Annotated in this window: 23 protein-coding genes; 16 read left to right on the top strand and 7 right to left on the bottom strand. The window is 60.6% G+C overall.

Features of this window, described 5'->3' with window-relative positions:
• Window positions 1–317: 317 nt before the first annotated feature.
• Together HB680_RS31840 and HB680_RS31835 are read left to right on the top strand one after the other, a co-directional pair.
• A complete protein-coding gene (locus tag HB680_RS31840; protein WP_007937367.1) occupies window positions 318–797 on the top strand; it encodes an Lrp/AsnC family transcriptional regulator in 480 nt (159 codons plus the stop codon).
• Between the two features lie 246 nt (window positions 798–1043).
• Window positions 1044–1250, top strand: coding sequence for a DUF2788 domain-containing protein (locus tag HB680_RS31835; protein WP_054052468.1), 207 nt, complete (start codon window positions 1044–1046; stop codon window positions 1248–1250).
• On the opposite strand, the gene HB680_RS31830 is transcribed toward HB680_RS31835, so the two are convergent.
• The 4 genes from HB680_RS31830 to HB680_RS31815 all read right to left on the bottom strand — a co-directional run bounded on the left by HB680_RS31830 (window position 1245) and on the right by HB680_RS31815 (window position 7731).
• On the bottom strand, window positions 1245–1880 hold the full coding sequence (locus HB680_RS31830) for a pseudouridine synthase (RefSeq protein WP_256735658.1): 636 nt from the start codon (window positions 1878–1880) through the stop codon (window positions 1245–1247). The two genes, HB680_RS31835 and HB680_RS31830, sit on opposite strands and share 6 nt — an antisense overlap.
• Window positions 1881–1951: 71 nt before the next feature.
• Window positions 1952–3451, bottom strand: coding sequence for an AMP nucleosidase (gene amn, locus HB680_RS31825; RefSeq protein ID WP_213942226.1), 1500 nt, complete (start codon window positions 3449–3451; stop codon window positions 1952–1954).
• Between the two features lie 175 nt (window positions 3452–3626).
• The gene (locus tag HB680_RS31820) at window positions 3627–5273 is read right to left on the bottom strand and encodes an acyl-CoA dehydrogenase family protein (protein WP_213942223.1); all 1647 of its coding nucleotides are present in this window, start codon (window positions 5271–5273) and stop codon (window positions 3627–3629) included.
• Window positions 5274–5361: 88 nt separating this feature from the next.
• On the bottom strand, window positions 5362–7731 hold the full coding sequence (locus HB680_RS31815) for a hybrid sensor histidine kinase/response regulator (protein ID WP_213942222.1): 2370 nt from the start codon (window positions 7729–7731) through the stop codon (window positions 5362–5364).
• 422 nt (window positions 7732–8153) lie between these two features.
• Between HB680_RS31815 and HB680_RS31810 the strand changes: the two genes are divergently transcribed.
• The 4 genes from HB680_RS31810 (at window position 8154) to HB680_RS31795 (ending at window position 11701) form a co-directional block, all read left to right on the top strand.
• The gene (locus HB680_RS31810; protein ID WP_213942221.1) at window positions 8154–8951 is read left to right on the top strand and encodes a hydroxymethylpyrimidine/phosphomethylpyrimidine kinase; all 798 of its coding nucleotides are present in this window, start codon (window positions 8154–8156) and stop codon (window positions 8949–8951) included.
• A 32-nt stretch (window positions 8952–8983) separates the two neighbouring features.
• Window positions 8984–9607 (top strand): thiamine phosphate synthase, encoded by a 624-nt coding sequence (gene thiE / locus HB680_RS31805; protein WP_213942220.1) that lies wholly within the window; start codon window positions 8984–8986, stop codon window positions 9605–9607.
• A gap of 31 nt (window positions 9608–9638) precedes the next feature.
• Window positions 9639–10922, top strand: coding sequence for a glutamate-1-semialdehyde 2,1-aminomutase (gene hemL, locus HB680_RS31800; RefSeq protein WP_213942219.1), 1284 nt, complete (start codon window positions 9639–9641; stop codon window positions 10920–10922).
• A 224-nt stretch (window positions 10923–11146) separates the two neighbouring features.
• The gene (locus HB680_RS31795; protein WP_123596755.1) at window positions 11147–11701 is read left to right on the top strand and encodes a tetratricopeptide repeat protein; all 555 of its coding nucleotides are present in this window, start codon (window positions 11147–11149) and stop codon (window positions 11699–11701) included.
• A 129-nt stretch (window positions 11702–11830) separates the two neighbouring features.
• Here HB680_RS31795 and HB680_RS31790 read toward each other — a convergent pair whose 3' ends face one another.
• Window positions 11831–12160, bottom strand: coding sequence for a DUF1820 family protein (locus HB680_RS31790; protein WP_045062075.1), 330 nt, complete (start codon window positions 12158–12160; stop codon window positions 11831–11833).
• 134 nt (window positions 12161–12294) lie between these two features.
• On the opposite strand from HB680_RS31790, the gene miaB reads away from it, so the two are divergent.
• The 5 genes from miaB to lnt all read left to right on the top strand — a co-directional run bounded on the left by miaB (window position 12295) and on the right by lnt (window position 17967).
• The gene (miaB, locus tag HB680_RS31785) at window positions 12295–13623 is read left to right on the top strand and encodes a tRNA (N6-isopentenyl adenosine(37)-C2)-methylthiotransferase MiaB (protein WP_213942218.1); all 1329 of its coding nucleotides are present in this window, start codon (window positions 12295–12297) and stop codon (window positions 13621–13623) included.
• A 206-nt stretch (window positions 13624–13829) separates the two neighbouring features.
• Window positions 13830–14834 (top strand): PhoH family protein, encoded by a 1005-nt coding sequence (locus HB680_RS31780; RefSeq protein ID WP_213942217.1) that lies wholly within the window; start codon window positions 13830–13832, stop codon window positions 14832–14834.
• Window positions 14827–15321, top strand: a complete 495-nt coding sequence (gene ybeY / locus HB680_RS31775) for an rRNA maturation RNase YbeY (protein ID WP_213942216.1) — start codon at window positions 14827–14829, stop codon at window positions 15319–15321. Before HB680_RS31780 ends, ybeY begins: the two co-directional genes overlap by 8 nt.
• Window positions 15322–15326: 5 nt before the next feature.
• Window positions 15327–16166 (top strand): HlyC/CorC family transporter, encoded by an 840-nt coding sequence (locus HB680_RS31770; protein WP_027924283.1) that lies wholly within the window; start codon window positions 15327–15329, stop codon window positions 16164–16166.
• A gap of 277 nt (window positions 16167–16443) precedes the next feature.
• A complete protein-coding gene (gene lnt, locus HB680_RS31765; RefSeq protein WP_213942225.1) occupies window positions 16444–17967 on the top strand; it encodes an apolipoprotein N-acyltransferase in 1524 nt (507 codons plus the stop codon).
• 109 nt (window positions 17968–18076) lie between these two features.
• On the opposite strand, the gene HB680_RS31760 is transcribed toward lnt, so the two are convergent.
• Both HB680_RS31760 and HB680_RS31755 read right to left on the bottom strand, forming a co-directional pair.
• On the bottom strand, window positions 18077–18856 hold the full coding sequence (locus HB680_RS31760; RefSeq protein WP_213942215.1) for a YdcF family protein: 780 nt from the start codon (window positions 18854–18856) through the stop codon (window positions 18077–18079).
• A 105-nt stretch (window positions 18857–18961) separates the two neighbouring features.
• The gene (locus HB680_RS31755; protein ID WP_213942214.1) at window positions 18962–19282 is read right to left on the bottom strand and encodes a hypothetical protein; all 321 of its coding nucleotides are present in this window, start codon (window positions 19280–19282) and stop codon (window positions 18962–18964) included.
• Window positions 19283–19563: 281 nt separating this feature from the next.
• On the opposite strand from HB680_RS31755, the gene leuS reads away from it, so the two are divergent.
• The 5 genes from leuS (at window position 19564) to HB680_RS31730 (ending at window position 25690) form a co-directional block, all read left to right on the top strand.
• On the top strand, window positions 19564–22170 hold the full coding sequence (gene leuS, locus HB680_RS31750) for a leucine--tRNA ligase (protein WP_213942213.1): 2607 nt from the start codon (window positions 19564–19566) through the stop codon (window positions 22168–22170).
• An 87-nt stretch (window positions 22171–22257) separates the two neighbouring features.
• A complete protein-coding gene (lptE, locus tag HB680_RS31745) occupies window positions 22258–22863 on the top strand; it encodes an LPS assembly lipoprotein LptE (protein WP_213942212.1) in 606 nt (201 codons plus the stop codon).
• Between the two features lie 39 nt (window positions 22864–22902).
• Entirely contained in the window at window positions 22903–23940 is a 1038-nt protein-coding gene (holA, locus tag HB680_RS31740; RefSeq protein WP_213942224.1) for a DNA polymerase III subunit delta, read from the top strand.
• A 201-nt stretch (window positions 23941–24141) separates the two neighbouring features.
• On the top strand, window positions 24142–24306 hold the full coding sequence (gene arfA, locus HB680_RS31735) for an alternative ribosome rescue factor ArfA (protein WP_094470475.1): 165 nt from the start codon (window positions 24142–24144) through the stop codon (window positions 24304–24306).
• Between the two features lie 61 nt (window positions 24307–24367).
• On the top strand, window positions 24368–25690 hold the full coding sequence (locus HB680_RS31730) for a lytic murein transglycosylase (RefSeq protein ID WP_213942211.1): 1323 nt from the start codon (window positions 24368–24370) through the stop codon (window positions 25688–25690).
• The last annotated feature ends 61 nt before the right edge of the window (window positions 25691–25751 follow it).

The following is a 25751-nucleotide window of genomic DNA, read 5'->3' as shown; positions in this document are numbered from 1 at the left end:
ATAAAAAAGGGAGACCCGTCGGCCTCCCTTTGAGAACTTCGTCCGTGCTCGACGCTTATGACGTCGGCTCACCTCACGCCGTCTTCTGGACAGTGTGTAGCTCGGGGGCCGGCACATCCCCGATGGGGGTGGCGGCCGCGGCTGGCCTGATTGGGCGAGCCGCTGTGGACTGTTTGTCCGAGCAGTGATTCTGGTAATAAGAATAGGCCTGGGGCGTCGGCAGAGGATTGCGAAGATTGCTCAAATAAACATCACTTGCGCAATTTTTAACCCTGGATAGATAATCCGCCGCAATAGTTATGACAAAGGCCTGATTGATGAGCAAACTCGACCGATACGACTTGAGCATTTTGGCGGAATTGCAGCGTGACGCACGCATCTCAAACCAGGAACTGGCCGAACGCATCGGCCTGTCGCCTTCGCCCTGCTCGCGCCGGGTCAAACAGCTGGAAGATGACGGCTATATCTCACGCCAAGTGGCTTTGCTGGACCGCAAGATGCTCGGCCTGAGCCTCACGGCCTACGTGTTGATCGGCATGGACCGTCATACGCCCGAGCGTTTCGAAAACTTCGAGGCTGCGATCCGTACCTTGCCGCAGGTGCTGGAATGCAGCCTGGTGACGGGGATGGACGCGGACTATCAACTGAAGGTGGTGGTGCCGGATATGGATCACTATCAAAAACTGCTGCTGGGGCATTTGACGCGGATTGAGGGTGTCACCAGTGTGCGGTCGAGTTTTGTGTTGAATCAGGTGTTGAACAGCACTGAGTTGCCGCTCACTCATCTGCGCAGCTAGGAATGCCATTTGTAGGAGCTGTCGAGTGAAACGAGGCTGCGATCTTTTGATTTTGATTTTTAAAAATAAGATCAAAAGATCGCAGCCTCGTTTCACTCGACAGCTCGTACCAGCTCCTACAGGTTCCTGCGGGCCGGCACAGGCGACGAATAACCGCGACACACTGCCGCAGGTCAATGCTCGCCCCACTCACCGTGCCGTATACTCGCCCCGCCCTTTTAGCCTCGCCCGCGCTGGAGATGTTCGATGGATCCTGCAGTATTCGAAGAGTGGATGATGACTGGCCTGGTCAGCATCCTGATCATTTTCATGGGTTTCATCGTCTGGGATCTGGCGAAGAAGTCCAAGGCTGGCAAGTTCGGCACCATGATCCTGTTTTTTGTACTGGGCCTGGGGATCTTCGCGTTCATCATCAAAAGCGTGGTCATCGCGTACATCGAAAACCATTCATAACCGCGCGGGCACTTCCTTCCACTGGCCCTGATCGAGCCCTTCGATTGTCCAGTCGCCAATTCTGACCCGCACCAGGCGCAAGGTCGGCAAACCGACCGCCGCGGTCATGCGCCGCACCTGACGGTTGCGACCCTCGCGAATCACCAGTTCCAGCCAGCTAGTCGGCACGCTCTTGCGAAAGCGTACCGGCGGATTGCGCGGCCACAGCTGCGGCTCCTCAAGCTGCCGCGCCTCGGCGGGCAAGGTCATGCCGTCGTTCAACTCGACGCCATCGCGCAAGCGCTGCAACTGCTCGGCGCTCGGCTCGCCTTCCACTTGCACCCAATACGTCTTGGCCAATTTGTGTTTCGGGTCGGCGATTCGCGCCTGCAGTTGGCCGTCGTTGGTCAGCAGCAACAAGCCTTCGCTGTCGCGATCCAGTCGCCCGGCCGGGTAGATCCCGGGAATCTCGATGTAATCCTTGAGCGTCGCCCGCCCTTCTCCGTCGCTGAATTGCGTCAGCACATCGAACGGTTTATTGAACAGAATCAGCTTTGGCTCGGCCGGTGGCGCTTTGGCGGCACGGCGCGGGGCGGCTTGCGGGCTATTCGCGCCGGGGCGGCGGGAAACGGGACGTGGAGGACGAGACATGGGAAAGGGAACATCTAACGGTCAGGGCTGCTAATGCTAGTGCCCTGACCGTCAAATGACCATGACAACTATCAGCGGAACGGCGGCTCGTCAAAGCTGCGCAGTTTGCGCGAGTGCAACGAGTTGAGTTCGGTGCGCAACAGATCCACCGCCTCGATGCCGATCTTCAAGTGCTGACTGACCGCGCGCTCATAGAAGGCGTTGGCCGAACCCGGCAGCTTGATTTCGCTGTGCAACGGTTTGTCCGACACGCAGAGCAACGTGCCGTACGGCACCCGCAGGCGATAACCTTGCGCGGCAATGGTGCCGCTTTCCATGTCCACCGCTACAGCGCGGGACAGGTTGATCAACGGCCGCTCCTGAGCCCAGCGCAATTCCCAGTTACGGTCGTCGTAGGTCAGCACGGTGCCGGTGCGCAGGCGTTTTTTCAGCTCGTCGCCCTTCTCGCCGGTGATGTTCGCCGCCGCTTGCTGCAACGCCATCTGCACTTCGGCCAGGGCCGGGATCGGAATGTTCGGCGGCACGACCCGGTCGAGAATCCCGTCGCGGCGCATATAAGCGTGGGCCAACACGTAGTCGCCAATGGTCTGGGACTGACGCAAGCCGCCGCAGTGTCCGATCATCAGCCAGCAATGCGGACGCAGCACGGCCAAGTGGTCGGTGATGTTCTTGGCGTTGGACGGGCCGACGCCGATGTTCACCAGGGTCACGCCGTGGCCATCGGTGGCGATCAGGTGATAGGCCGGCATCTGGTAACGGTGCCAGACCACGCCAGCGGCAATCGCCGAGGCTTCGCCGTGATCCATGCTCTTCTCGATGATCACGTTGCCCGGCAAGACCATACGCACGAAACGCGGGTCGCTGCGCAACTGCTCCAGGCCATGGACGATGAACTGGTCCACATAGCGGTGGTAGTTGGTCAGCAGGATCCACGGCTGCACATGCCGCCAATCGCTACCGGTGTAATGCACCAGTCGGCGCAGGGAGAAATCCACCCGCGCCGCATCGAACAGGGCCAGGGGCAGCGGATCGGTGTTTTCCCAGTCGTACAAACCATCGGCAATGCCATCGGTGGCGGCGGACAGGTCGGTACTCGGGAACACCCGGGCCAGCGTGGCAGCAGTGACGCCGGAACCGGCGAGCTCATCGCCCTGCTCGACCACGTACGGATACGGAATGTTCTGCTTGCTCACACCGACTTCCACCGTGACGGTGAAGTCGTGCATCAACGGCACCAGTTGTTCCAGCAAATACTTACGAAACGCCGCCGGATGGGTGACGGTAACGCTGTAGGTGCCCGGCAATTGCACCTTGGCGTAGGCACGGGTGGTCTGTGGGACTTCGCCCTGGCAGAGGTAGGTCAGGCGCAATTCGGGGTAACGAAACATCGCACGCTGTTCGGCGTCCGGTTCGACTCGATCCTTGAGGTAACGCTTGAGCGCCTGGCTCAACGCAGACGTTGCCTGCTCATGCAGGGCGGCGAGCCGGTCTACGGCTTGTTCGGCGGTTTGAACGACAATAAACGCTTCGGTCACGATCAGCTTCCTGTGTTCTGACTTGCAGACCTTCATCTTGCCTGCATCGTCGTCGGACGGGAACAGTGGCGTGTTGATCGCAACTGCCTTGATCACCACCGCCCCCTGTGGGAGCGAGCTTGCTCGCGATGACTGAGTCACAGGCGACATAGATGTTGACTGTGCGGCAGCTATCGCGAGCAAGCTCGCTCCCACAGGGGATCTGGGTCGCCTACAAATGTGGGGTTGAACGCGCGACCAGCGCCTCAACATCCAGCCCGCGCGGCAACGCGCCATAAACCCGGCCCGCCGAACCGAGGCGGCTGGCGATAAAGGCATCACTGACCGCCGCATTCCCCGCCTCCAACAACAACTTGGCCTGAAGCCCCAGCGCAATGGCCTCGGTCAATTGACGGGCGCGGTATTGAATGTCGCGGGTGTCCTTGAACGCCGTCTGCAACTGACTGATGTGCGCCGCCAGACGTTTGTCGCCATGCCCATCGCCCAACTCGCTGAACAACACATCCAGCACGCCCGGCTCTTTCGACAAGGCTCGCAGCACATCGAGGCATTGCACGTTGCCGGAACCTTCCCACGTCGAATTCACCGGCGCCTCACGGTACAGGCGCGGCAGGATGCTTTCTTCGACATAACCGGCTCCGCCCATGCATTCGGCGGCTTCGTTGATCATTCCCGGCGCGCGTTTGCAGATCCAGTATTTACCCACTGCCGTCACCAGCCGGGCGAATTTGGCTTCATGGCTGTCATCCAGATGATCCAGTGCCTTGCCCATACGCAGGCTCAGCGCGAGGGCGGCTTCGCTTTCCAGCGCCAGGTCGGCCAGCACGTTCTGCATTAACGGTTGTTCGCTGAGCAACTTGCCGCCCACCGTGCGATGGGCGCAGTGATGGCTGGCCTGGGTCAGGGCCTGGCGCATCAGCGCGCTGGAGCCGACCATGCAATCGAAGCGCGTCATGGCGACCATTTCGATGATGGTCGGCACGCCCCGGCCTTCTTCGCCGATCATCCACGCCAGCGCACCACGGAACTCCACTTCGCTGGAGGCGTTGGAGCAGTTGCCGAGCTTGTTTTTCAAGCGCTGGATGTAGAACTGATTGCGCGTGTCGTCCGGGCGATGGCGCGGCAGCAGGAAACAGGTCAGGCCCTTGTCGGTCTGGGCCAGGGTCAGGAAGGCATCGCACATCGGCGCCGAACAGAACCACTTGTGCCCCACCAGTTCATACGCCTGGCCCGGACCACTGGCGCCGACCGGGTACGCCTTGGTGGTGTTGGCCCGCACGTCGGTGCCGCCCTGTTTCTCGGTCATGGCCATGCCGATGGTGACGCCGGCCTTATGGGCCATGCCGACGTTGCGCGGGTCGTATTCGGTGGCGAGGATTTTCGGCAGCCATTGCTCGGCCAGATCCGGTTGCAGGCGCATCGCCGGCACGCTGGCGAAGGTCATGGTCAGCGGGCAACCACTGCCGGCCTCAGCCTGACTGTGCAAGTAAGTCATGGAAGCGCGGGCGACGTGGGCGCCGGACTGCGGATGCGCCCACGGCAGCGAGGTCAAACCGTGTTCGACCGCCGTGCGCATCAGTTCGTGATAGGCCGGATGAAATTCCACCAGGTCGATGCGATGACCATAGCGGTCATGGCTGACGAACACTGGCTTGTTCTGATTGGCCAGGAACCCGGCTTCCATCAGCGGTCCGCCGGCCAGGGCGCCATAAGCGTCGATCCGCGACTCGGCCCAACCGGCACCAAAACGTCGCGACCACTCCTGCAACGGCAAGTCGATGCGATAAAGATTGGTGCCGTCCAGCGACGGTGGCTGGTTGGTGACTTCGTGGGTTTCGGCGAACTGATGCAGGTTCATGACGGGGCTCCTTTGGTCAGCCAGAACTTCAGTTAAGCACCGGCCCTTGGCTGAACAAAGTGTCATACGCGCCTAAATGTCGGCGCTTTCACCCTATCTCGTAACAAAGTACTCGCCGATAAAGTGCGGCCTGCAACTCCTCGAATTTCACCGGTTTGCTCAGGTAGTCGATCAACGCACCGGTCGGGCAGTGCTCTCGATCCACGTTCAGGGCAACCATGAACACCGGCAACTCTGCGCAACCCGGCAAGCCGCGGATCTGGCAACACAGGGACGCACCGTCCGGAAGTGGCAACTGACAATCGAGCAATACCGCATCAAACACTTCACGCTGCAAATGATCGAGCGCGGTGGCGCCGCTGTCGGCGGTGCGTACCCGGAACCCAAGCTTGAGCAACATGCCGCGCATCACCAGTTGATTGATGCTGCTGTCATCGACCAACAACACGGTGCAGTCCTGAGGCAGGCGCAGGCGGGCAACGTCCCGGGGCATCAACGGCGCAGGCACCGGTTCCACCACGGGCAAATCAACCTCGATGTCCAGTTGGAAACGACTGCCACGCCCCGGTTCAGAGCGATGGGTCAGGCGCCCACCGAGTAACTCGACCAATTGCCGACAGATCGCCAAACCAACGCCCAGGCCACCGTATTCGCGGGTCATCGAGCCATCGAGCTGGAAGAAGCGCTGATACATGGTCGCCTCGCCCAAGTCGGTAAAGCCGATGCCGGTGTCGATCACCGCAAAGGACAGGGCCAGCCGCCCCTCCTCCACGGTCTTGCCCGTCACCCGTAACGCCACGCCGCCGACCCGGGTGAACTTGATGGCGTTGTCCAGCAGGCATTCCAGGCATTGCGCCAGTTTGCTGCTGTCACCGAGCAGGCGATCGGGCAGCCCCGGCGTCACGTCAACCTTGAGGTCCAGCGACTTGCCCGACGCATTGCCCTCGAACTGCGAGCGCAAGGTCTCGACCACACCGCGCAGGCTGAAGGATTGCGGGTAAGCCTTGAGCTTGCCGGCCTGCAACTCGGTCAGGGTCAGGATGCCATTGACCATGCGCATCATGTCCCGCGCCGAACCTGCGGCGGTTTGCTGGTATTGCTCCAGTTCCGGATCCATCTCGACGGTCTGCATTAACTCCAGCGAACCGATCACGCCGTTCATCGGGGTGCGCAGTTCGTGGGTCAGGGTGGCGAGGAATTCATCCTTGAGCTTGTTACTGCGCGCCAGTTGCTGATTGAGCACTTCAAGCTTCTGCCCGGCATCGACCAGGGTTTGCGCCTGTTGCTCGCGCATGGCGTTGATGCGATCGGCCAGCGCCAGGGACAGCAGCGCCACTTCGATCGCCGAACCGATCTGGCTGGCGTACATGGTCAGGAACACGTTCGGCAGGTAGCCCAGCACCATCAGCGTATTGACGATGCCGCCGAGCAAAAACGCCGACCAGGCGATGATGAAATAACGCGCCACCCGCAGGCCGCGGCCCCAGGCGAAAATCCCGGCGGCAAAAATCACCACGGTAAACAGCAGTGCAAGGGTCGTCGCCAGGCGCAGGGCCAGGGCGTAACTGGTCATCAGCGACAAGCCGACCACCACTGCACCAAACACGATCAATCCCAACAACAGGCGATCGAGCCAGCGACTGTGTTGCGCGGTCTGCAGGAAACTACGGGCGAACTGGCTGCCGAACAGCCCGGCGCAGCCGATGAAGAACGGCGTCGCGGCGTTGGCCCACCAAGGGTCGTCCGGCCAGAAATACTCCACCGCCGCGCCATTCACCGACAGCTGATACAAGCCGAACGAGGCGATATAGAAGATGTAATAGAGGTAGCTGGTGTCACGCACGCTCAGGAAGATGAACAGGTTGTAAACCACCATCCCCAGTAACACGCCGTAGATCAAACCCAGCACATAGAGGCGCACTGGCTGCTCTTCGAGGTACGCGGTACTCGACCACAACGTCACCGGCGCCTGGATCGAGCCTTCGCTTTGCAGACGCAGGTACACGGTTTGCGCCTGGTCGGGCTTGAAGTCCAGATTGAACAGGTAGTTGTTTTGACGGATCTCGCGGCTGGCAAACGGCAAAGCGTCACCGGTGCGGCGGATCAGTTGATAGTCACCGCCGGCATCGGGCAAATACAGATCAAGGTGATCGAGGGGCGGATAGGCCAGTTCCAGCAACCAGGTGCGTTGCGCCCGAGGGTTGGTCGGGCGGTATTGCAGGTCGATTTTCAGCCAGAACACCGAACGCGAATAACCGGCGTTAAGGGTGGCTTTGTCGTGGGTTTTGAAGTTGCCGGCGGCCGCTTGCGCACGGACATCGGCAATGCTCGCCTGACCGCCCGCGTCTTCGTACACCTGCATGGTTCGACCCAGGGGAAGGCTCTGGGTGAATTCGTCAAATTCAACGGCGCTCGCCAGGAGGGGCAAGCACAACAGCAACATCAGCAAATAGCGCATTTAAGCCCCAGCGTGGCCTGTCCGGTCGTGTCAGGAAGCCCCCCATTCCTTTTGAGTAGACGTGAAACCGGTATTACCTGTTATTGGTTTGGATCCACTCTAGCATAGCCGTTGATGGCCATTGAGCACCATTGAAATTTTTCCTACAGAGGCTCTAGAACGGGCGTTTCAGCGCTACACCTTGAGATAGAGCTGTTGCCCTGTAGCAGCTGCCGAGGCACGAGGCTGCGTTCGGCTGCGAAGCAGTCGTGAAATCAGGCGGCGCGGTGTTTCAGGAAGACCGTGTGCTCAGGTTTTACGACTGCTTCGCAGCCGAACGCAGCCTCGTGCCTCGGCAGCTGCTACATGGCCTAATGCAGGCTCGGCATCTGCTACATGGGGCGTCATGACTCGCTGGTCGACTGGTGGTAAGCTCGCGCACCATGAATATCTACAGCTCTCGCCCCGTTGTCCTCTGTCTCTCCGGCCACGACCCAAGTGGTGGCGCCGGCTTGCAGGCAGATATCGAAGCCCTGCTCGCTCAGGGTTGTCATGCGGCCCCGGCCGTCACTGCCTTGACCGTGCAAGACACGGTCAATGTCACTGACTTCCGCGTCCTCGATCGTGAGTGGGTGTTGGCCCAGGCCAATGCCGTGCTCAACGACTCCGAAGTCGCGGCCGTCAAACTGGGCATGCTCGGTTCCCTGGAGATGGTCGACACCGTGGTCGAACTGCTCTCGGCGCACCCGCATTTGCCGGTGGTCTGCGACCCGGTGCTGCGCGCCGGCGGCGGCGGACGCCTGGGCAAGGACGAAGTCGGCTACGCCATGCGCGAACGCCTGCTGCCGCTGTCGATCATTGCCACCCCGAACCTTCCCGAAGCCCGCATCCTCGCCGAACTGCCCGACGGCACCGCAGACGAGTGCGCTGAAAAACTCCTGCCCTTCGTCAAACACCTGCTGATCACCGGCGGTCATGGCGACGAACACGAAATCCACAATCGCCTGTACAGCCGCGACGGTCGCCGCGAAACCTTCACCTGCCAGCGTTTGCCCGGCAGTTATCACGGTTCCGGTTGCACCCTGGCCAGCGCCCTGGCCGGTCGTCTGGCCCTGGGTGAAAACCTCGCCAGCGCCGTGCAGACCGCGCTTAACTACACGTGGCGCACCCTGCGGGATGCCGAGCAGTTGGGCAAAGGCCAATTCGTGCCGCGCCGCCTGCCGCTGGATTTTTGTTCGTAACTCTTGATGCGTAATGCGCAGAGGCTTGCCCGATGAAACTACGTGGCCTGTACGCCATTACCGATAGCCAGTTACTGGCCGGTAAATTTCTTTCGTACGTGGAGGCGGCGCTTGAAGGCGGCGTCGTCCTGCTGCAATACCGCGACAAGAGCAGCGACGAGGCCCGGCGCTTGCGTGAGGCCGAAGCTCTGCGGGATTTGTGTGACCGCTATAAGACCCAGTTGATTATCAACGACGACGCCGAACTCGCCGCGCGCCTGAACGTCGGCGTGCACCTGGGCCAGACCGACGGCCCATTGACCCCGGCCCGCGCGTTGCTCGGTCGCCAGGCAATCATCGGTTCGACCTGCCACGCGCAACTCGAACTCGCCGAACAAGCCGCCAAGGAAGGCGCGAGTTACGTCGCCTTCGGCCGTTTCTTCAACTCCAACACCAAACCCGGCGCGCCGACGTGCAGCCTCGACCTGCTCGACCAGGCCCGCAGCAAACTGCACCTGCCGATCTGCGCGATTGGCGGCATCACCCTGGACAACGCCGCGCCACTGGTAGCTCACGGCGTCGATCTGCTGGCGGTGGTCCATGGCCTGTTTGGCGCCGAGAGCACGGCTGAAGTGACCCGCCGCGCCCGCGCCTTCAACGAACTGCTTTCTATTTAAGTAGCTTAAAATCCGATTTGAGAGCCCGATCATGTCTCGTTCCGAAACCCTGTTTGCCGATGCCCAAAAACACATTCCCGGTGGCGTGAACTCGCCGGTTCGCGCGTTCAAGAGCGTTGGCGGCACGCCGTTGTTCTTCAAGCACGCAGAAGGCGCCTACGTCACCGACGAAGACGACAAGCGTTATGTCGATTACGTCGGTTCCTGGGGCCCGATGATCCTCGGTCACAGCCACCCGGACGTGCTGGACGCGGTGCGTAAACAGTTGGAACACGGCTTGTCCTATGGCGCGCCGACCGCGATGGAAACCGAGATGGCCGACCTGGTCTGCTCGATCGTGCCGTCGATGGAAATGGTGCGCATGGTCAGCTCCGGCACCGAAGCGACCATGAGTGCGATTCGCCTCGCTCGAGGCTTCACCGGCCGCGACGCGATCATCAAGTTCGAAGGCTGCTACCACGGTCACTCCGACAGCCTGCTGGTCAAGGCCGGTTCCGGCCTGCTGACCCAAGGCGTGCCGAGTTCGGCCGGTGTGCCGGCTGACTTCGCCAAACACACCCTGACCCTGCCGTTCAACGACATCGACGCCGTGGAAACCATGCTCGCCGAAGTCGGCCAGACCGTGGCCTGCATCATCGTCGAGCCGGTGGCCGGCAACATGAACTGCGTGCCACCGGCACCGGGCTTCCTCGAAGGCCTGCGCACACTCTGCGACAAACACGGCGTGGTGCTGATCTTCGACGAAGTGATGACCGGTTTCCGCGTAGCACTCGGCGGTGCCCAGGCGCACTTCGGCGTAACGCCGGACCTGAGCACCTTCGGCAAGATCATTGGTGGCGGCATGCCGGTGGGTTGCTTCGGCGGCAAGCGCGAAATCATGTCGCACATCGCGCCACTGGGCCCGGTGTACCAGGCGGGCACCTTGTCGGGTAACCCGCTGGCCATGGCCGCCGGCCTGACCACCCTGCGCCTGATCAGCCGTCCGGGCTTCCACGCCGAACTGAGCGACTACACCAGCCGCCTGCTCGACGGCCTGCAACAGCGCGCCGATGCCGCGGGCATTCCGTTCGTGACCACCCAGGCGGGCGGCATGTTTGGCCTGTACTTCAGCGGTGCCGACGACATCGTGACGTTCGATGACGTGATGTCCAGCGACGCCAATCTCTTCAAGCGCTTCTTCCACTTGATGCTGGAAGGCGGCGTGTACCTGGCGCCGAGTGCGTTCGAAGCCGGTTTCACCTCGATCGCCCACGGCGAAACCGAGTTGAAACTGACGCTCGATGCCGCTGAACGCGCTTTTGCCGCACTGAAATAATGCTGTGCCGCTGACGTTGGCGATTGCCAGCGTCAGCTTTTACCTACATTTCTGCGTCTTTTCCTACCCTTGCACCGATAATCCCCCGCAAAGTGGACGATATATTCCCCGCGCAGCAGAAAAACGAGTAAAGACTTTGTAAGGTTGGCCCTGCTTATTTCATAATGCGCGCTTATTGGATCCCTCGATGGGTCCGCGCGCCCCTCAGAGGTAAGTCGATTCCCATGAACCGCACCGGCCGCACCCTTGCATTGGGCTGCCTGTTGCTCCTTCAGCCCCTGCTCGCGCACGCACAAGCAGGCGGCAACTCGTTGTTGATCCCAGCGATGGGTCGCTGCACCCTCAATACTCAGCCGCAAGACCTGACGCAAGCGCTCGCCGCCTGCCAGAAAGCGTCGGATGAAGGGGATGCACAAGCGCAATACGAGTTGGGTGAGTTCTACTACGACGGCAAAAACACGCCGCGCGACCTCGACAAAGCCTTGAAATTCTTCGAAAAAGCCTCGCTGCAAGGCCACGCCCAGGCGCAATTCAAACTCGGCACCATGTTTTTCCACGGCGAAGGCGTGCCGGCCAATAACGTTCAGGCGTACATCGTGCTGAAAATGGCCGCGGTCAACGGCGCAGAAGATGCGTTGGACACCGCCGACGAAGTCGCCGAGAAAATGCCCCGCGAAGATCTGGAAGTCGCTACCCAGGTGCTGGGGCAAATCTTCCGTAAATATCTGATGGAATTGCAGAGTGCGGATGGGCGTACGCCGTTTTCGCCTCTTCCCTGATTTCTGTTTTGTTCTGACTGCCCCCTTCGCGAGCAAGCCCGCTCCCACCTTTAACCGCGTTCCAACCTAAGGACTCGGTCTACTGTGGGAGCGGGCTTGCTCGCGAATGGGGCAACTCGGTCTTACTTCTTACTTATCCGGCATCGGCATCGGAAACGGCATCACATTGCCGACCGCGCCACGGGCTTCGCTGATTTTCGGCGTGCCCAGGCGCTCGACTTCGTCGATGCGCACGATCGAATGCATCGGCACAAAACTGCGCACCACGCCCTCGAACTGAGCCTTGAGTTTCTCTTCGCTCGGATCGACGACCACTTGCGTGCGCTCGCCAAAGACGAACTCTTCCACTTCCAGGAAGCCCCACAGATCACTTTGATAGATCTGCTTGGCATACATTTCGTACACCTGGCCCTGGTTGAGGAAAATCACCTTGTAGATTGGGGCTTCACGTTTGGTCATGGTGGGCGGGCAACACATCGGGGATAAAAATGAGGGCGCGAACTATAGCATAGCCGTCGGACGCACAACGGTAGGAACCTTGGGACATGTTCCCTATAATGCGCGGTTCTTTGAATCACGTGAGACTGGGGTCCATGGCCAAGAAGCTTTACATCGAAACCCACGGTTGCCAGATGAACGAGTACGACAGCTCGCGCATGGTCGATCTGCTGGGTGAACACCAGGCCCTGGAAGTCACCGCTCGCGCTGAAGATGCCGACGTGATCCTGCTCAACACCTGCTCCATCCGCGAACGCGCCCAGGACCGGGTCTACTCGCAACTGGGCCGCTGGCGCGAACTGAAACTGGCCAACCCGGACATGGTGATCGCCGTCGGCGGTTGCGTGGCCAGCCAGGAAGGCGCGGCCATCCGCGATCGCGCGCCGTATGTGGACGTGGTGTTTGGCCCGCAAACCCTGCACCGCCTGCCGGAAATGATCGACGCCGCCCGCGCCACCAAACTGCCGCAAGTGGACGTCTCGTTCCCGGAAATCGAAAAGTTCGACCACTTGCCCGAGCCTCGTATCGATGGCCCGAGCGCTTATGTGTCGGTGATGGAAGGTTGCAGCAAGTACTGCACGTTCTGCGTTGTGCCTTATACCCGTGGTGAGGAAGTCAGCCGGCCGTTCGACGACGTGCTCGCCGAAATCATTCACCTGGCCGAAAACGGCGTGCGTGAAGTGACCCTGCTGGGGCAGAACGTCAATGGTTATCGCGGCACCACCCACGACGGTCGCCTGGCGGACCTGGCCGAGCTGATCCGCGTGGTCGCCGCCGTCGATGGCATCGACCGGATTCGCTACACCACGTCGCACCCGCTGGAATTTTCCGACAGCCTGATCCAGGCCCACGCCGAAGTGCCGGAACTGGTGAAACACCTGCACTTGCCGGTGCAATCAGGTTCAGACCGGATTCTGTCGGCGATGAAGCGCAACCACACCGCGCTGGAATACAAATCCAAACTGCGCAAACTGCGGGCCGCCGTGCCGGGGATCTGCATCAGTTCGGACTTCATCGTCGGCTTCCCGGGCGAAACCGAGAAAGACTTCGAACAGACCATGAAGCTGATCGAAGACGTCGGTTTCGACTTTTCCTACTCGTTCGTCTATAGCCAGCGCCCGGGCACTCCGGCCGCCGACCTGGCCGACGAGACGCCGGAAGCGCTGAAAAAAGAACGCCTGAACGCGCTGCAACATCGCCTCAATCAGCAGGGTTTCGAGATCAGCCGACAAATGGTCGGTTCGACCCAGCGCATTCTGGTGACCGATTATTCGAAAAAAGACCCTGGCGAACTGCAAGGCCGGACCGAGAATAATCGAATCGTCAACTTCCGCTGCGACAATCCAACCCTGATCGGCCAGTTCGCCGACGTGCACATCGATGCCGCACAGCCGCACTCGTTGCGGGGCTCGCTGATCCAGTAATCACCACATAACCTGTAGGAGCAAGGCTTGCCCGCGATGGCAGCACTGCGGTCTATCTGACAGACCGCGTTATCGTTCATCGCGAGCAAGCTTTGCTCCTACAGGGATCGGTGTTGGGCCTTGGGTTATTTAAGAGCTTTCGCACCCAGCCCTCTGGCGTTATCCTTGATTTCATCTTAATTGCCCCAGGGCGGCTAAATACGACCTTGAACGCACCCATCGAACCACATCGTTTCATCCTCGAGCCCTTTGAGGCTCGCCGCTTCGCCAACCTGTGCGGGCAATTCGACGAGCATCTGCGCTTGATCGAACAGCGCCTGACCATCGAGATCCGCAATCGCGGAAATCAGTTCGAACTGATCGGCGACCCCAAGCACACCACTTCCGCGGAAAATCTGATTCGTCGTCTGTACCGGGAAACCAAAGGTACCGACCTGTCGCCGGATACGGTTCACCTGTTCCTGCAGGAATCAGCCGTCGAAGAGCTGGACAACGTCTCCCCCGGCGAACCCTCCGTCGCGCTGCGCACCAAAAAAGGCATGATTCGCCCTCGCGGCTTGAATCAGTTGCGCTACGTGAAGGAAATCCTCGGTAACGACATCAATTTCGGCATCGGCCCGGCCGGTACCGGCAAGACCTATCTGGCCGTCGCCTGCGCGGTAGATGCGCTGGAACGCGAGCAGATTCGCCGCATCCTGCTGGTGCGTCCGGCAGTTGAGGCGGGCGAAAAGCTCGGCTTCCTGCCCGGCGATCTGTCGCAAAAAATCGACCCGTACTTGCGCCCACTGTATGACGCGCTCTACGAAATGCTCGGCTTCGAACACGTGGCCAAGCTGATCGAGCGCCAGGTCATCGAAGTGGCACCGCTGGCCTATATGCGCGGCCGCACGCTGAACAACAGTTTCATCATTCTCGACGAAAGCCAGAACACCACCGTCGAGCAAATGAAGATGTTCCTGACCCGGATCGGCTTTGGCTCCACCGCCGTCATCACTGGTGACATCACCCAGGTCGACCTGCCAAAAGGCACCAAGTCCGGGCTGCACCATGTGATCGAAGTGCTCAAAGACGTGCCGGGTATCAGCTTCACCCATTTCATGCCCAAGGACGTCGTGCGCCACCCGTTGGTGCAGCGCATTGTCGAAGCCTACGAGCGTTTCGAGAATCGCGTTGCCGATGAAACGCCAAAGGACAAACGCCACGATGCTTGAGCTTGATCTGCAACTGGCCACCGAAGCGCCTGCACCGAGCGAAGCCGAGTTCCGCCAATGGTGCGAACTGGCCCTGCGCCAGCGCACGGCCGACTCCGAAATGACCATTCGCTTGGTCGATGATGAAGAAGCCCGCGAGCTGAACTTCACCTGGCGGCAAAAAGACTACGCCACCAACGTTTTGTCGTTCCCGGCCGATGTTCCCGATGAGTTTCTCGACATTCCCCTGCTGGGCGATCTGGTGATCTGCGTGGCGGTGGTCGAGCGCGAAGCTGCGGAACAAGGCAAGGAACTAAAGGCCCATTGGGCGCATCTGGTCATTCACGGCAGCTTGCATCTGCTTGGTTACGACCATATAGATGACGAGGAAGCCGAGGAAATGGAAGCACTGGAACGAACGTTGCTTGCCGAGTTGGGCTATCCCGACCCTTATGCGGACGACGAAACAGACACAACCCCCATCGTTACAACAAAGGATTCAGAGTAATCGCTATGAGCGAAGATCGATCGAGCAACGGGCAGAAGTCATGGCTGGGTAAGCTCACCCAGGCTTTTGCCCACGAGCCGAAGAACCGCCAGGAGCTGCTGGAGCTGCTGCGCGACGCACACCAGAACAAACTGTTGGACAGCGAAGCGCTGGCCATCGTCGAAGGCGCCATCCAGGTAGCTGACCTGCAAGTCCGGGACATCATGGTCCCGCGCTCGCAAATGGTCAGCATCAAGGCGACCCAGACACCTCGCGAGTTCCTGCCTGCCGTGGTCGACTCGGCCCACTCCCGCTACCCGGTGATCGGCGAAAGCCACGATGACGTGATGGGCGTGTTGCTGGCCAAGGACTTGCTGCCGTTAATCCTCAAGGAGAACGGCGACAGCTTCAACATCAAGGATCTGCTGCGCCCGGCCACCTTCGTGCCGGAGTCCAAGCGCCTGAATGTGCTGCTGCGCGAGTTCCGCGCCAACCACAACCACATGGCCATCGTCATTGACGAATACGGCGGTGTGGCCGGCCTGGTGACCATCGAAGACGTGCTGGAACAAATCGTCGGCGACATTGAAGACGAGCATGACGTCGAAGAAGACAGCTACATCAAGCCACTGCCCAGCGGTGACTTCCTGATCAAGGCGTTGACGCCGATCGAGAACTTCAACGAGTTCTTCGACAGCGAGTTTTCCGACGACGAGTTCGACACGGTGGGCGGTCTGGTGATGAGCGCGTTCGGGCACTTGCCCAAACGTAACGAAATCACTGAAATCGGTCCGTATCGCTTCCGGATCTTGAACGCCGACAGCCGTCGAATTCATTTGCTGCGCCTGACTCCAATTGCCCGGTAACTCTAAGGATTAGGGGTGTGTCATCAGCTATTTCCTGCATCGCGTTGCGCCTGAAAGCGGGCCAGGCAAGGCGCAGTCCGCAGGGAATCGCATTCCCTTTCCAAGGGCTGCAACGCAGCATGGCCCGCTTTCAGGCGCAACCCGAAGGGCCGGGCCTGCTGTTACGCAGGGCTGCGTTACTCGTCGCTCATTTGAAAAACCAAACCACTCTCCTCGCGCCTTGCCCTGCGTAACAGCAGACCCGGCGCGATACAGGAAATAGCTGATGACACACCCCTTGCTCCGCGTAACCCGCCCCGGCTGGCCCAGTAACCTGCTGGCCGTGGCGGCCGGTGCAATCACCACCCTGGCGTTGGCGCCGTACGATATCTGGCCGCTGGCGTTGCTGGCGGTCGGTTTCTTCTATGCCGGTTTGCGTGAACTGAGTCCTCGTCAGGCCTTGGGTCGTGGCTGGTGTTTCGGTTTCGGCCTGTTTGGCGCCGGCACTAGCTGGATCTACTACAGCATTCACAACTTCGGCGGCGCCTCGGTGCTGCTCGCCGGTTTCCTGATGCTGATCTTCACCGCGGCGATTGCCTGGTTCTTCGCCCTGCCCGCCTGGATCTGGGCGCGCTGGTTGCGCCGTAATGAAGCACCGCTGGCCGATGCCTTGGCGTTTGCGGCGTTGTGGGTCGGCCAGGAGGCGTTTCGTGGCTGGTTCCTCACCGGTTTTCCGTGGCTCTATTCCGGTTACAGCCAGCTCAACGGCCCATTGGCCGGGCTCGCGCCGGTCGGCGGGATGTGGCTGATTTCCTTCACCCTGGCCCTGACGGCAGCGCTGATCTGGAACGCGCCACGGCTGATTCGCACGGGTCGCAAGGGCTTCATTGCCGCTGGCGTGGTGTTGCTGGCCGGGCCATGGATCGCGGGCATTGCGCTCAAGGAACATGCCTGGACCAGCCCGGCAGGCCCGGCCCTGAGTGTCGCCGCCATCCAGGGCAACATCGAACAAAGCATGAAATGGGACCCGGCGCAGCTCAACGCCCAGTTGGCGCTGTACCGCGACATGAGTTTCAGCTCCAAGCGGGTCGATTTGCTGATCTGGCCGGAAACCGCAGTACCGGTGCTCAAGGAGTCCGCCGAGGGCTACTTGACCATGATGGGAAATTTCGCCGCAGAGCGTAAGACGGCGCTGATTACCGGCGTACCGATTCGCCAGGAAGTCCGGCACGAGCGCCGTTTCTTCAACGGCATCACCGTGGTCGGTGAAGGCGATGGCACTTACCTCAAGCAGAAACTGGTGCCGTTCGGCGAGTACGTGCCGTTGCAGGATGTGTTGCGCGGGCTGATCGCGTTCTTCGACTTGCCGATGTCGGACTTTGCCCGCGGACCGGCCGATCAGGCCATGCTGCAAGCCAAGGGTTATCAGATAGCCCCGTTCATTTGCTATGAAGTGGTCTACCCGGAGTTCGCCGCCAGCCTGGCCGCCCGCAGCGATTTGCTGCTGACCATCAGCAACGACACCTGGTTCGGCAAATCCATCGGCCCGCTGCAACATTTGCAGATGGCACAGATGCGCGCGCTGGAGGCTGGTCGCTGGATGATCCGCGCCACCAACAATGGTGTGACCGGTTTGATCAACCCGTTCGGGCAGATTACGGCGCAGATTCCGCAGTTCGAACGCGGGATTCTGTACGGCGAAGTGGTGCCGATGCACAACCTGACGCCGTATCTGGAATGGCGTTCTTGGCCGCTGATCATTGTGTGCGTGCTGTTGTTTGGTTGGGCGCTGATTGCCAGCCGGATGGCGAAAACCGTTTAAAAGCTTCGCGAGCAAGCCCGCTCCCACATTCGACCGAGTTCTCTCATGAGCATGCGGTTTTTAATGTGGGAGCGGGCTTGCTCGCGAAGGCGGCATCACGGGCACCAAATCAATCAGCCCCAGCATCCCCTCGATAAAACACCGAATACCCCACCTGCCCCACCGCCTCATTCAGCAACTGCCCACTCTGCCAGATCGCCTTGAACTCAGGCATCCAGCCGCCCAGCGGCCGGGCATTGTCCCCGCCTAAAAACCCCACCGGCGCAGGCACCACGTCAAATCCTGCCTGCTGGTAACTCCAGACCGCCCGCGGCATATGCCAGGCCTGAGTCACCACCACCACGCGCTTGATGCCTTCCGGCAACAGCACCTGCGCACTGAACTGGGCGTTTTCCCAGGTCGTGCGGCTGCGTCCTTCCTGCCAACGCACCGTCACACCAAAATCATCGAGCAGCGAATCCGCCATCAATTTGGCTTCGCTGGGCGGTGTGTCGTAATGCAATCCACCGCTCGTAAGGATCGGCAAACCGGACGCCTTGGCCAGCCGCGCCGCATACCGCTCGCGCTCCAGGCCTACGCCAGTCGGCTGATCCGCGCCCCAAGCCAAATCTCCGCGTTCACGCCCGGAGCCCAGCACCACGATGGCATCAGCCCGCTGCCCCAGGGTCGCCCACTCCTCGCGCGCCAGCGGCGGTTCGCGCTCCAGCGCCTTGGCGCTCCATTGCACCACCACCGGCAAACTCATCAGCCAGAAGCCGCCAAGCCCCAGCGCAAAGCACAACCCGGCCAGTCGCGGCCTTGAGCGGCGCAACCACCAGGCAAGCGCCAGCAACAGCAACAGAATGCCGGGCGGCAACAGAAGTTGTTTTACGAAATAACGAAAAGGCATCGAGCATCTCCAAAGATGCCCGAAGCCTAAGAGGGTTGACGCAATGCGACAACTGATACGGAAGGACTATGCTTCAAAAACCATGGGTCATGGCTTCAAGTGCCCTTACTTGAATTGCAGAGACCGGACCTTTGCCGCGTCCCTGCCGGGTGCTTTGTCCTTGAGCCAGATGATCTTGGCCGAACGTGGTGCGTCGAGTTGCTTCACTGCTGCTGACAAGCATCCGTGTGTTTCACGTTCACTGCGATCCAGATACGCCTTGACCAATGCAAACTCTGCGGGGCTCAGGCCACGCAATTCCAGCTCCAGGGGACGTTCATCACGCAACCGATCGGCGGTTTTCGCCGCGTCCAGAGCCATCCCCAGACGATCGATCAGTCGTTCATACAGCTCCGGTTTTGTAACTTTGCGTTGTGACTCAACCATCCCTCACCTCATTGAAGATAAGACTCACTCCCCAATTAGGAGCTTAGCTTCCATGAACAAACCGGCTGAACCCAGCGACCAACGGCCCTCGCGGCAGGTTTTGAGCGACCTTGCGCCTGTAATCAGGGTTTCCCTCGATAGAGTGCGGTCATGTATGCTACGGCGCTTCCTGTAACTCCACTTCCAGCTCGCCTGGACACCGAAACGCCAATTTGGCGTGATCACCGTCCGGCGTTGCATTGAAGAGGATTAGGCCCCCCCTATTCAGTTCAAAAGTAGCCATGCACGAACAATATCAGCCCCGTGAAATCGAAGCCGCCGCCCAGTCGTTCTGGGACGAGCAAAAGTCCTTTGAAGTCAGTGAACAGCCAGGCAAGGAGACTTTCTACTGCCTGTCGATGTTCCCTTACCCCAGCGGCAAGCTACACATGGGGCACGTGCGTAACTACACCATCGGCGACGTGATCTCCCGCTATCAGCGCATGCAAGGCAAGAACGTCCTGCAACCCATGGGTTGGGACGCCTTCGGCATGCCGGCGGAAAACGCCGCGATGAAGAACAACGTAGCGCCCGCCAAGTGGACCTACGAAAACATCGCCTACATGAAAACCCAGCTGCGCAGCCTGGGCCTGGCGGTGGACTGGTCCCGCGAAGTGACCACCTGCAAGCCGGATTACTACCGCTGGGAACAATGGCTGTTCACTCGCCTGTTCGAAAAAGGCGTGATCTACAAGAAGAGCGGCACCGTGAACTGGGACCCGGTCGACCAGACCGTCCTGGCCAACGAACAGGTGATCGACGGTCGCGGCTGGCGTTCCGGCGCGCTGATCGAAAAGCGCGAAATCCCGATGTACTACTTCAAGATCACCGCTTACGCGGATGAGCTGCTGTCGAGCCTCGACGATCTGCCGGGCTGGCCTGAACAGGTCAAGACCATGCAGCGCAACTGGATCGGCAAGTCCCGGGGCATGGAAGTGCAGTTCCCGTACAACGTCGATTCCATTGGCGAAAGCGGCGTACTGAAAGTCTTCACCACCCGTCCGGACACCCTGATGGGCGCGACCTACGTCGCCGTGGCCGCCGAACACCATTTGGCCGCCCTGGCTGCGCAGAACAACCCCGAGCTGCAAGCGTTCATCGCTGAATGCAAGGGCGGCAGCGTCGCCGAAGCCGACGTCGCCACCCAAGAGAAAAAAGGCCTGCCGACCTCGTTGTTCGTCGAGCACCCGCTGACCGGTGAGAAACTCCCGGTGTGGGTCGCCAACTATGTGCTGATGCACTACGGCGATGGCGCGGTAATGGCGGTTCCGGCGCACGACGAGCGTGATTTCGAGTTCGCCACCAAGTACAACCTGCCGATCAAATCCGTGGTGCGCACCAGCTCCGGTGACACCAACCCGTCGCCATGGCAGGACGCCTATGGCGAACACGGCACGCTGATCAATTCCGGCGAGTTCGACGGCCTCGATTTCGAAGGCGCCTTCGACGCCATGGAAGTCGCGCTGATCAAGAAAAACCTCGGCGCCTCGCGCACCCAGTTCCGCCTGCGCGACTGGGGCATCAGCCGTCAGCGCTACTGGGGCTGCCCGATCCCGATCATCCACTGCGAAACCTGCGGTGATGTGCCGGTCCCGGAAGATCAACTGCCGGTCGTGTTGCCGGAAGACGTGGTGCCGGACGGCGCCGGCTCGCCACTGGCACGCATGCCCGAGTTCTACGAGTGCAGTTGCCCGAAATGCGGCGCACCGGCCAAGCGTGAAACCGACACCATGGACACCTTCGTCGAGTCCTCGTGGTACTACGCCCGCTACGCCTCCCCGCACTATGCAGGCGGTCTGGTGGAAAAATCCGCGGCCGACCACTGGTTGCCGGTGGATCAGTACATCGGCGGCATCGAACACGCGATTCTTCACCTGCTGTACGCGCGCTTCTTCCACAAGTTGATGCGTGACGAAGGCCTGGTGAGCTCCAACGAGCCGTTCAAGAACCTGCTGACCCAGGGCATGGTGATCGCCGAGACTTACTACCGTCGCGAAGCCAATGGCGCCTACACCTGGTTCAACCCGGCGGACGTGGAACTCGAGCGCGACAGCAAGGCCAAGGTTATCAGCGCCAAACTGATCGCAGACGGCCTGCCGGTGGAAATCGGCGGCACCGAGAAGATGGCCAAGTCCAAGAACAACGGCGTCGACCCACAGTCGATGATTGACCAGTTCGGCGCAGACACCTGCCGCCTGTTCATGATGTTCGCCTCGCCACCGGACATGAGCGCGGAATGGTCCGATTCCGGCGTAGAGGGTTCGCACCGTTTCCTCAAGCGCGTCTGGCGTCTGGCTCAAGCGCACGTTACCCAGGGCCTGCCGGGCAAACTGGACATCGCCAGCCTGAACGACGAACAGAAAGTCATTCGCCGTTCGATCCACCAGGCCATCAAACAGGCCAGCCACGACGTCGGCCAGAACCACAAATTCAACACCGCCATCGCCCAGGTGATGACGCTGATGAACGTGCTGGAAAAAGCCCCGCAAGGCACCGGACAGGATCGCGCGCTGATTCACGAAGGCCTCGAAACCGTCACCCTGCTGCTGGCGCCGATCACGCCGCACATCAGCCACGAACTGTGGAATCAACTGGGTCATGCCGACCCGGTGATCGATGCAGGCTGGCCGGTGCTGGACGAGAACGCGCTGGTGCAGGACAGTCTGCAATTGGTGATTCAGGTCAACGGCAAACTGCGCGGCCAGATTGAAATGCCGGCCAGCGCGACTCGCGAAGAAGTCGAAGCCGCCGCACGGGCCAACGAGAACGTGCTGCGTTTCGTCGATGGCCTGACTATTCGTAAAGTGATCGTAGTGCCCGGGAAACTGGTCAATATCGTCGCCAGCTAATTGGATCAGGCGCCAGGTGAGCCTGGCGCCGAGTTAAACCTTTCGGGCCGCACGGTCGGCCCACCTGGTTTCAAGGGGAGCAACAAGATGATCAAACGCAATCTGCTGGTGATGGGCCTCGCGGTCCTGTTGAGCGCCTGCGGTTTCCAGCTGCGCGGTACCGGCACCACTGAACTGGCGATCAAGGAACTCGACGTGAGCGCCCGCAACGCCTATGGCGAAACCGTGACGCAATTGCGTCAGGTGCTGTCGAGCAGCGGCGTCAAGGTTTACACCGGCGCACCGTACAAGTTGATTCTGACGGATGAGCAGGAAAGCCAGCGCATCCTCAGCTACGCCGGTGCCGGTCGTACAGGTGAGTACCAGGTGACCACCGTGCTGAACTACACCATTCGTGGCGAGAGCAACCTCGAGTTGATGAGCGACAAGCTTGAAGTCGAAAAAATCTTCATTCACGACGGCAACAACCTGGTGGGTTCCGATCAGGAAGCGGCCACTGCCCGGGTAGAAACCCGTCGTGAACTGGTTCAACGCATGATATTGCGCTTGCAGCAAATCTCGCCGACCCAGTTGGACCAATTGCAGAAGACCGCCAGCGCTCGCGCCAAGGCTGAAGCCGACGCCCTGAACGCGGCCCAGAAGGCTGAAGCGGAAACCCCGCGTCAGTCGCCTGTCGAAATCCCGCAGCAGTAAGACTTACGGGGCGCCCAGGCGCCCCGTTTGCCCTCTCTTATGAAACTCGCCCCCGCCCAACTCGCCAAACACCTGCAAGGTGCCCTCGCGCCGGTCTACATCATCAGTGGTGATGATCCGCTGCTGTGTCAGGAAGCCGCCGACGCCATTCGTGCCGCGGCCCGTCAGCAAGGTTTCGATGAACGTCAGGTCTTTGCCGCCGACGCCAGTTTCGACTGGGGGACGTTGCTGCAGGCCGGCGCCAGCATGTCGCTGTTCGCCGAAAAGCGTCTTCTGGAACTGCGCCTGCCCTCCGGCAAGCCCGGCGACAAAGGCGCCGCTGCGTTCATCGAATACTGCGCGCGCCCGGCCGAAGACACCGTGCTGCTGATCAGCCTGCCCAAGCTCGATGGTGCCGCGCAGAAGACCAAGTGGGGCAAGGCACTGGTCGAAGGTGCACAGACTCAGTTCGTGCAGATCTGGCCGGTGGATGCCAACCAGTTGCCGAGCTGGATTCGCCAGCGGTTGTCCCAGGCCGGGCTGTCCGCCAGCCAGGACGCCGTCGAGCTGATCGCCGCGCGGGTCGAGGGCAACCTGTTGGCTGCCGCCCAGGAAATCGAAAAGCTCAAACTGATGGCCGAAAGTGGCCAGATCACCGTCGAAACCGTGCAGGCGGCCGTGGCCGACAGTGCGCGTTTTGACGTGTTCGGGCTGACCGACGCGATCCTCAACGGCGAAGCGGCTCACGCCTTGCGCATGCTCGAAGGGTTGCGCGGTGAAGGTGTCGAACCGCCGGTGATTCTCTGGGCCTTGGCCCGGGAGCTGCGGCTGCTGGCCAACCTGTCGCTGCAATACAGCCAGGGCGTGCCGCTGGATAAAGCCTTCAGTTCGGCCCGACCGCCGGTCTGGGACAAACGCAAACCGCTGATGAGCAAAGCCCTGCAACGCTACTCGGCGCAACGCTGGGCGCAGTTGTTGCTGGAAGCGCAGCGCATCGATGCGCAGATCAAAGGCCAGGCAGCGGGTTCGCCGTGGATGAGCTTGAGTCGGTTGTCATTGTTGATGGCCGGGCAAAGGTTGTCGTTGCCTGCCGAGTAAGATCAGAAGATCGCAGCCTCGTTTCACTCGACAGCTCCTACATTGGAATGCATGCCCCGTAGGAGCTGTCGAGTGAAACGAGGCTGCGATCTTTTGATCTTGTTTCCTACAACTACCGTCCCCCCATTTCCCCTATAGACACAACCCCAACTTCAGCAGATTATTTCCCCCGCAAAACCCACACACCCGAGAGAAATCATCATGAGCAAAAAGCCATCTAAAAATGGCCCGAACAAGGCCAAATCCATCATCGCCCAGCCACTGTTCCGCAGCCGTCAGGAACGAGCCGGCAAGGGCAAAGGCAGCTACCGCCGCGAAGCCTTCCAGTCTAATAGCTGGGAGGCTTCTTACTTTCTGGCTGCTTAAAGCAGAACCCCCCTTCTCCATGTTAAGGTCTGCACCTGATTCGTATTCCCTGGACCTGTGCATGCCCCTTTGTCTTTCCCGTCGTTGGCACGTTCGCCAATTGATTGCTGCCTCCAGCCTCATATTGCTTGTCGCCTGCGCGGAAAAACCGACCGCCGCCGACGCCCAACCGCTTCAAACCCTCCCCGTCGCCACTGCGCCTGCGGTGATTCCGCCCGTGGTGCCGACCGGTGAAAACCTCGACATCCTGCCGACCCAGACCTTCGCTGAATGGCAGGCCGGTTTCCGCAAGGACGCCCTGGCCGCCGGGATTCGCGCCGACCTGTTCGACCGCGCCTTCGCCAATGTCAGCTTCGATGACAGCGTGATCCGCGCCGACCGCAGCCAGCCAGAGTTTTCCCGCCCGGTGTGGGAATACCTCGATGGCGCGCTGTCGCCGCTGCGAGTGCGCAAAGGCCAGGCGCTGGTCAGCCAATACGCCGACATTCTGCAAAGCATCGAGCAGCGCTACGGCGTCGACCGCCAGGCGCTGGTTGCGGTGTGGGGGATGGAGAGTAACTTCGGGCAGTTCCAAGGCACCAAGTCAGTGATCAACTCCCTGGCGACCCTGGCCTATGAAGGCCGGCGCCCGGGCTTTGCCCATGCGCAACTGATCGCCGCCCTGCAGATCCTGCAACAGGGCGATATCACGCCGGAGAAAATGCTCGGATCCTGGGCCGGCGCAATGGGCCAGACCCAGTTCATCCCGACCACCTACAACACCCACGCCGTGGATTTCGATGGCGACGGTCGCCGCGATATCTGGGGCAGCCCCGCCGATGCCCTGGCCTCGACCGCGCACTACCTGCAAAGCTCCGGCTGGCAGAAAGGCCAGCCGTGGGGCTTCGAAGTGCAACTGCCGGGAAGCTTCAACTACGTTCTGGCCGACGGCACGATTCGCAAGAGCGTCGCTGAATGGCTGCAACTGGGGGTGTCGCTGCCCAATGGTGCGCAGGTTCCGGCAGGCGCCGAACACCTGTCGGCCGCCCTGCTGCTGCCGGCCGGTTATCGCGGCCCGGCGTTCCTGGTACTCGACAACTTCCGCGCGATCCTCAAGTACAACAACTCGTCGTCCTACGCTCTGGCAGTGAGCCTGCTATCCGAGCGTTTCAACGATGCCGGTCTGATCAATGGTTCCTGGCCGAAAGACGATTTGCCGCTGAGCCGTAGCGAACGGATCGAGCTGCAAAACCTGCTGAGCACCCAGAACTATGACGCGGGCACCGCCGACGGCATCATCGGCGCCAATACCCGCAAAGCGATCCGCAGCGCCCAGCAGTCGTTTGGCTGGCCGGCGGATGGGTATCCGACGCACAAGTTGCTGGAAGGTTTGCGTAGCCGCTAAAAGCATCGCGAGCAAGCTCGCTCCCACATGTGTCCGCGTTCCTTCATGGAAACACGGTCAA

Origin of the sequence: Pseudomonas sp. dw_612 (genome assembly GCF_018449725.1) — a bacterium.
GTDB lineage: Bacteria > Pseudomonadota > Gammaproteobacteria > Pseudomonadales > Pseudomonadaceae > Aquipseudomonas.
Note: the sequence above shows the minus strand (reverse complement) of the source record. Positions and strands in the feature narration are given on the sequence as shown.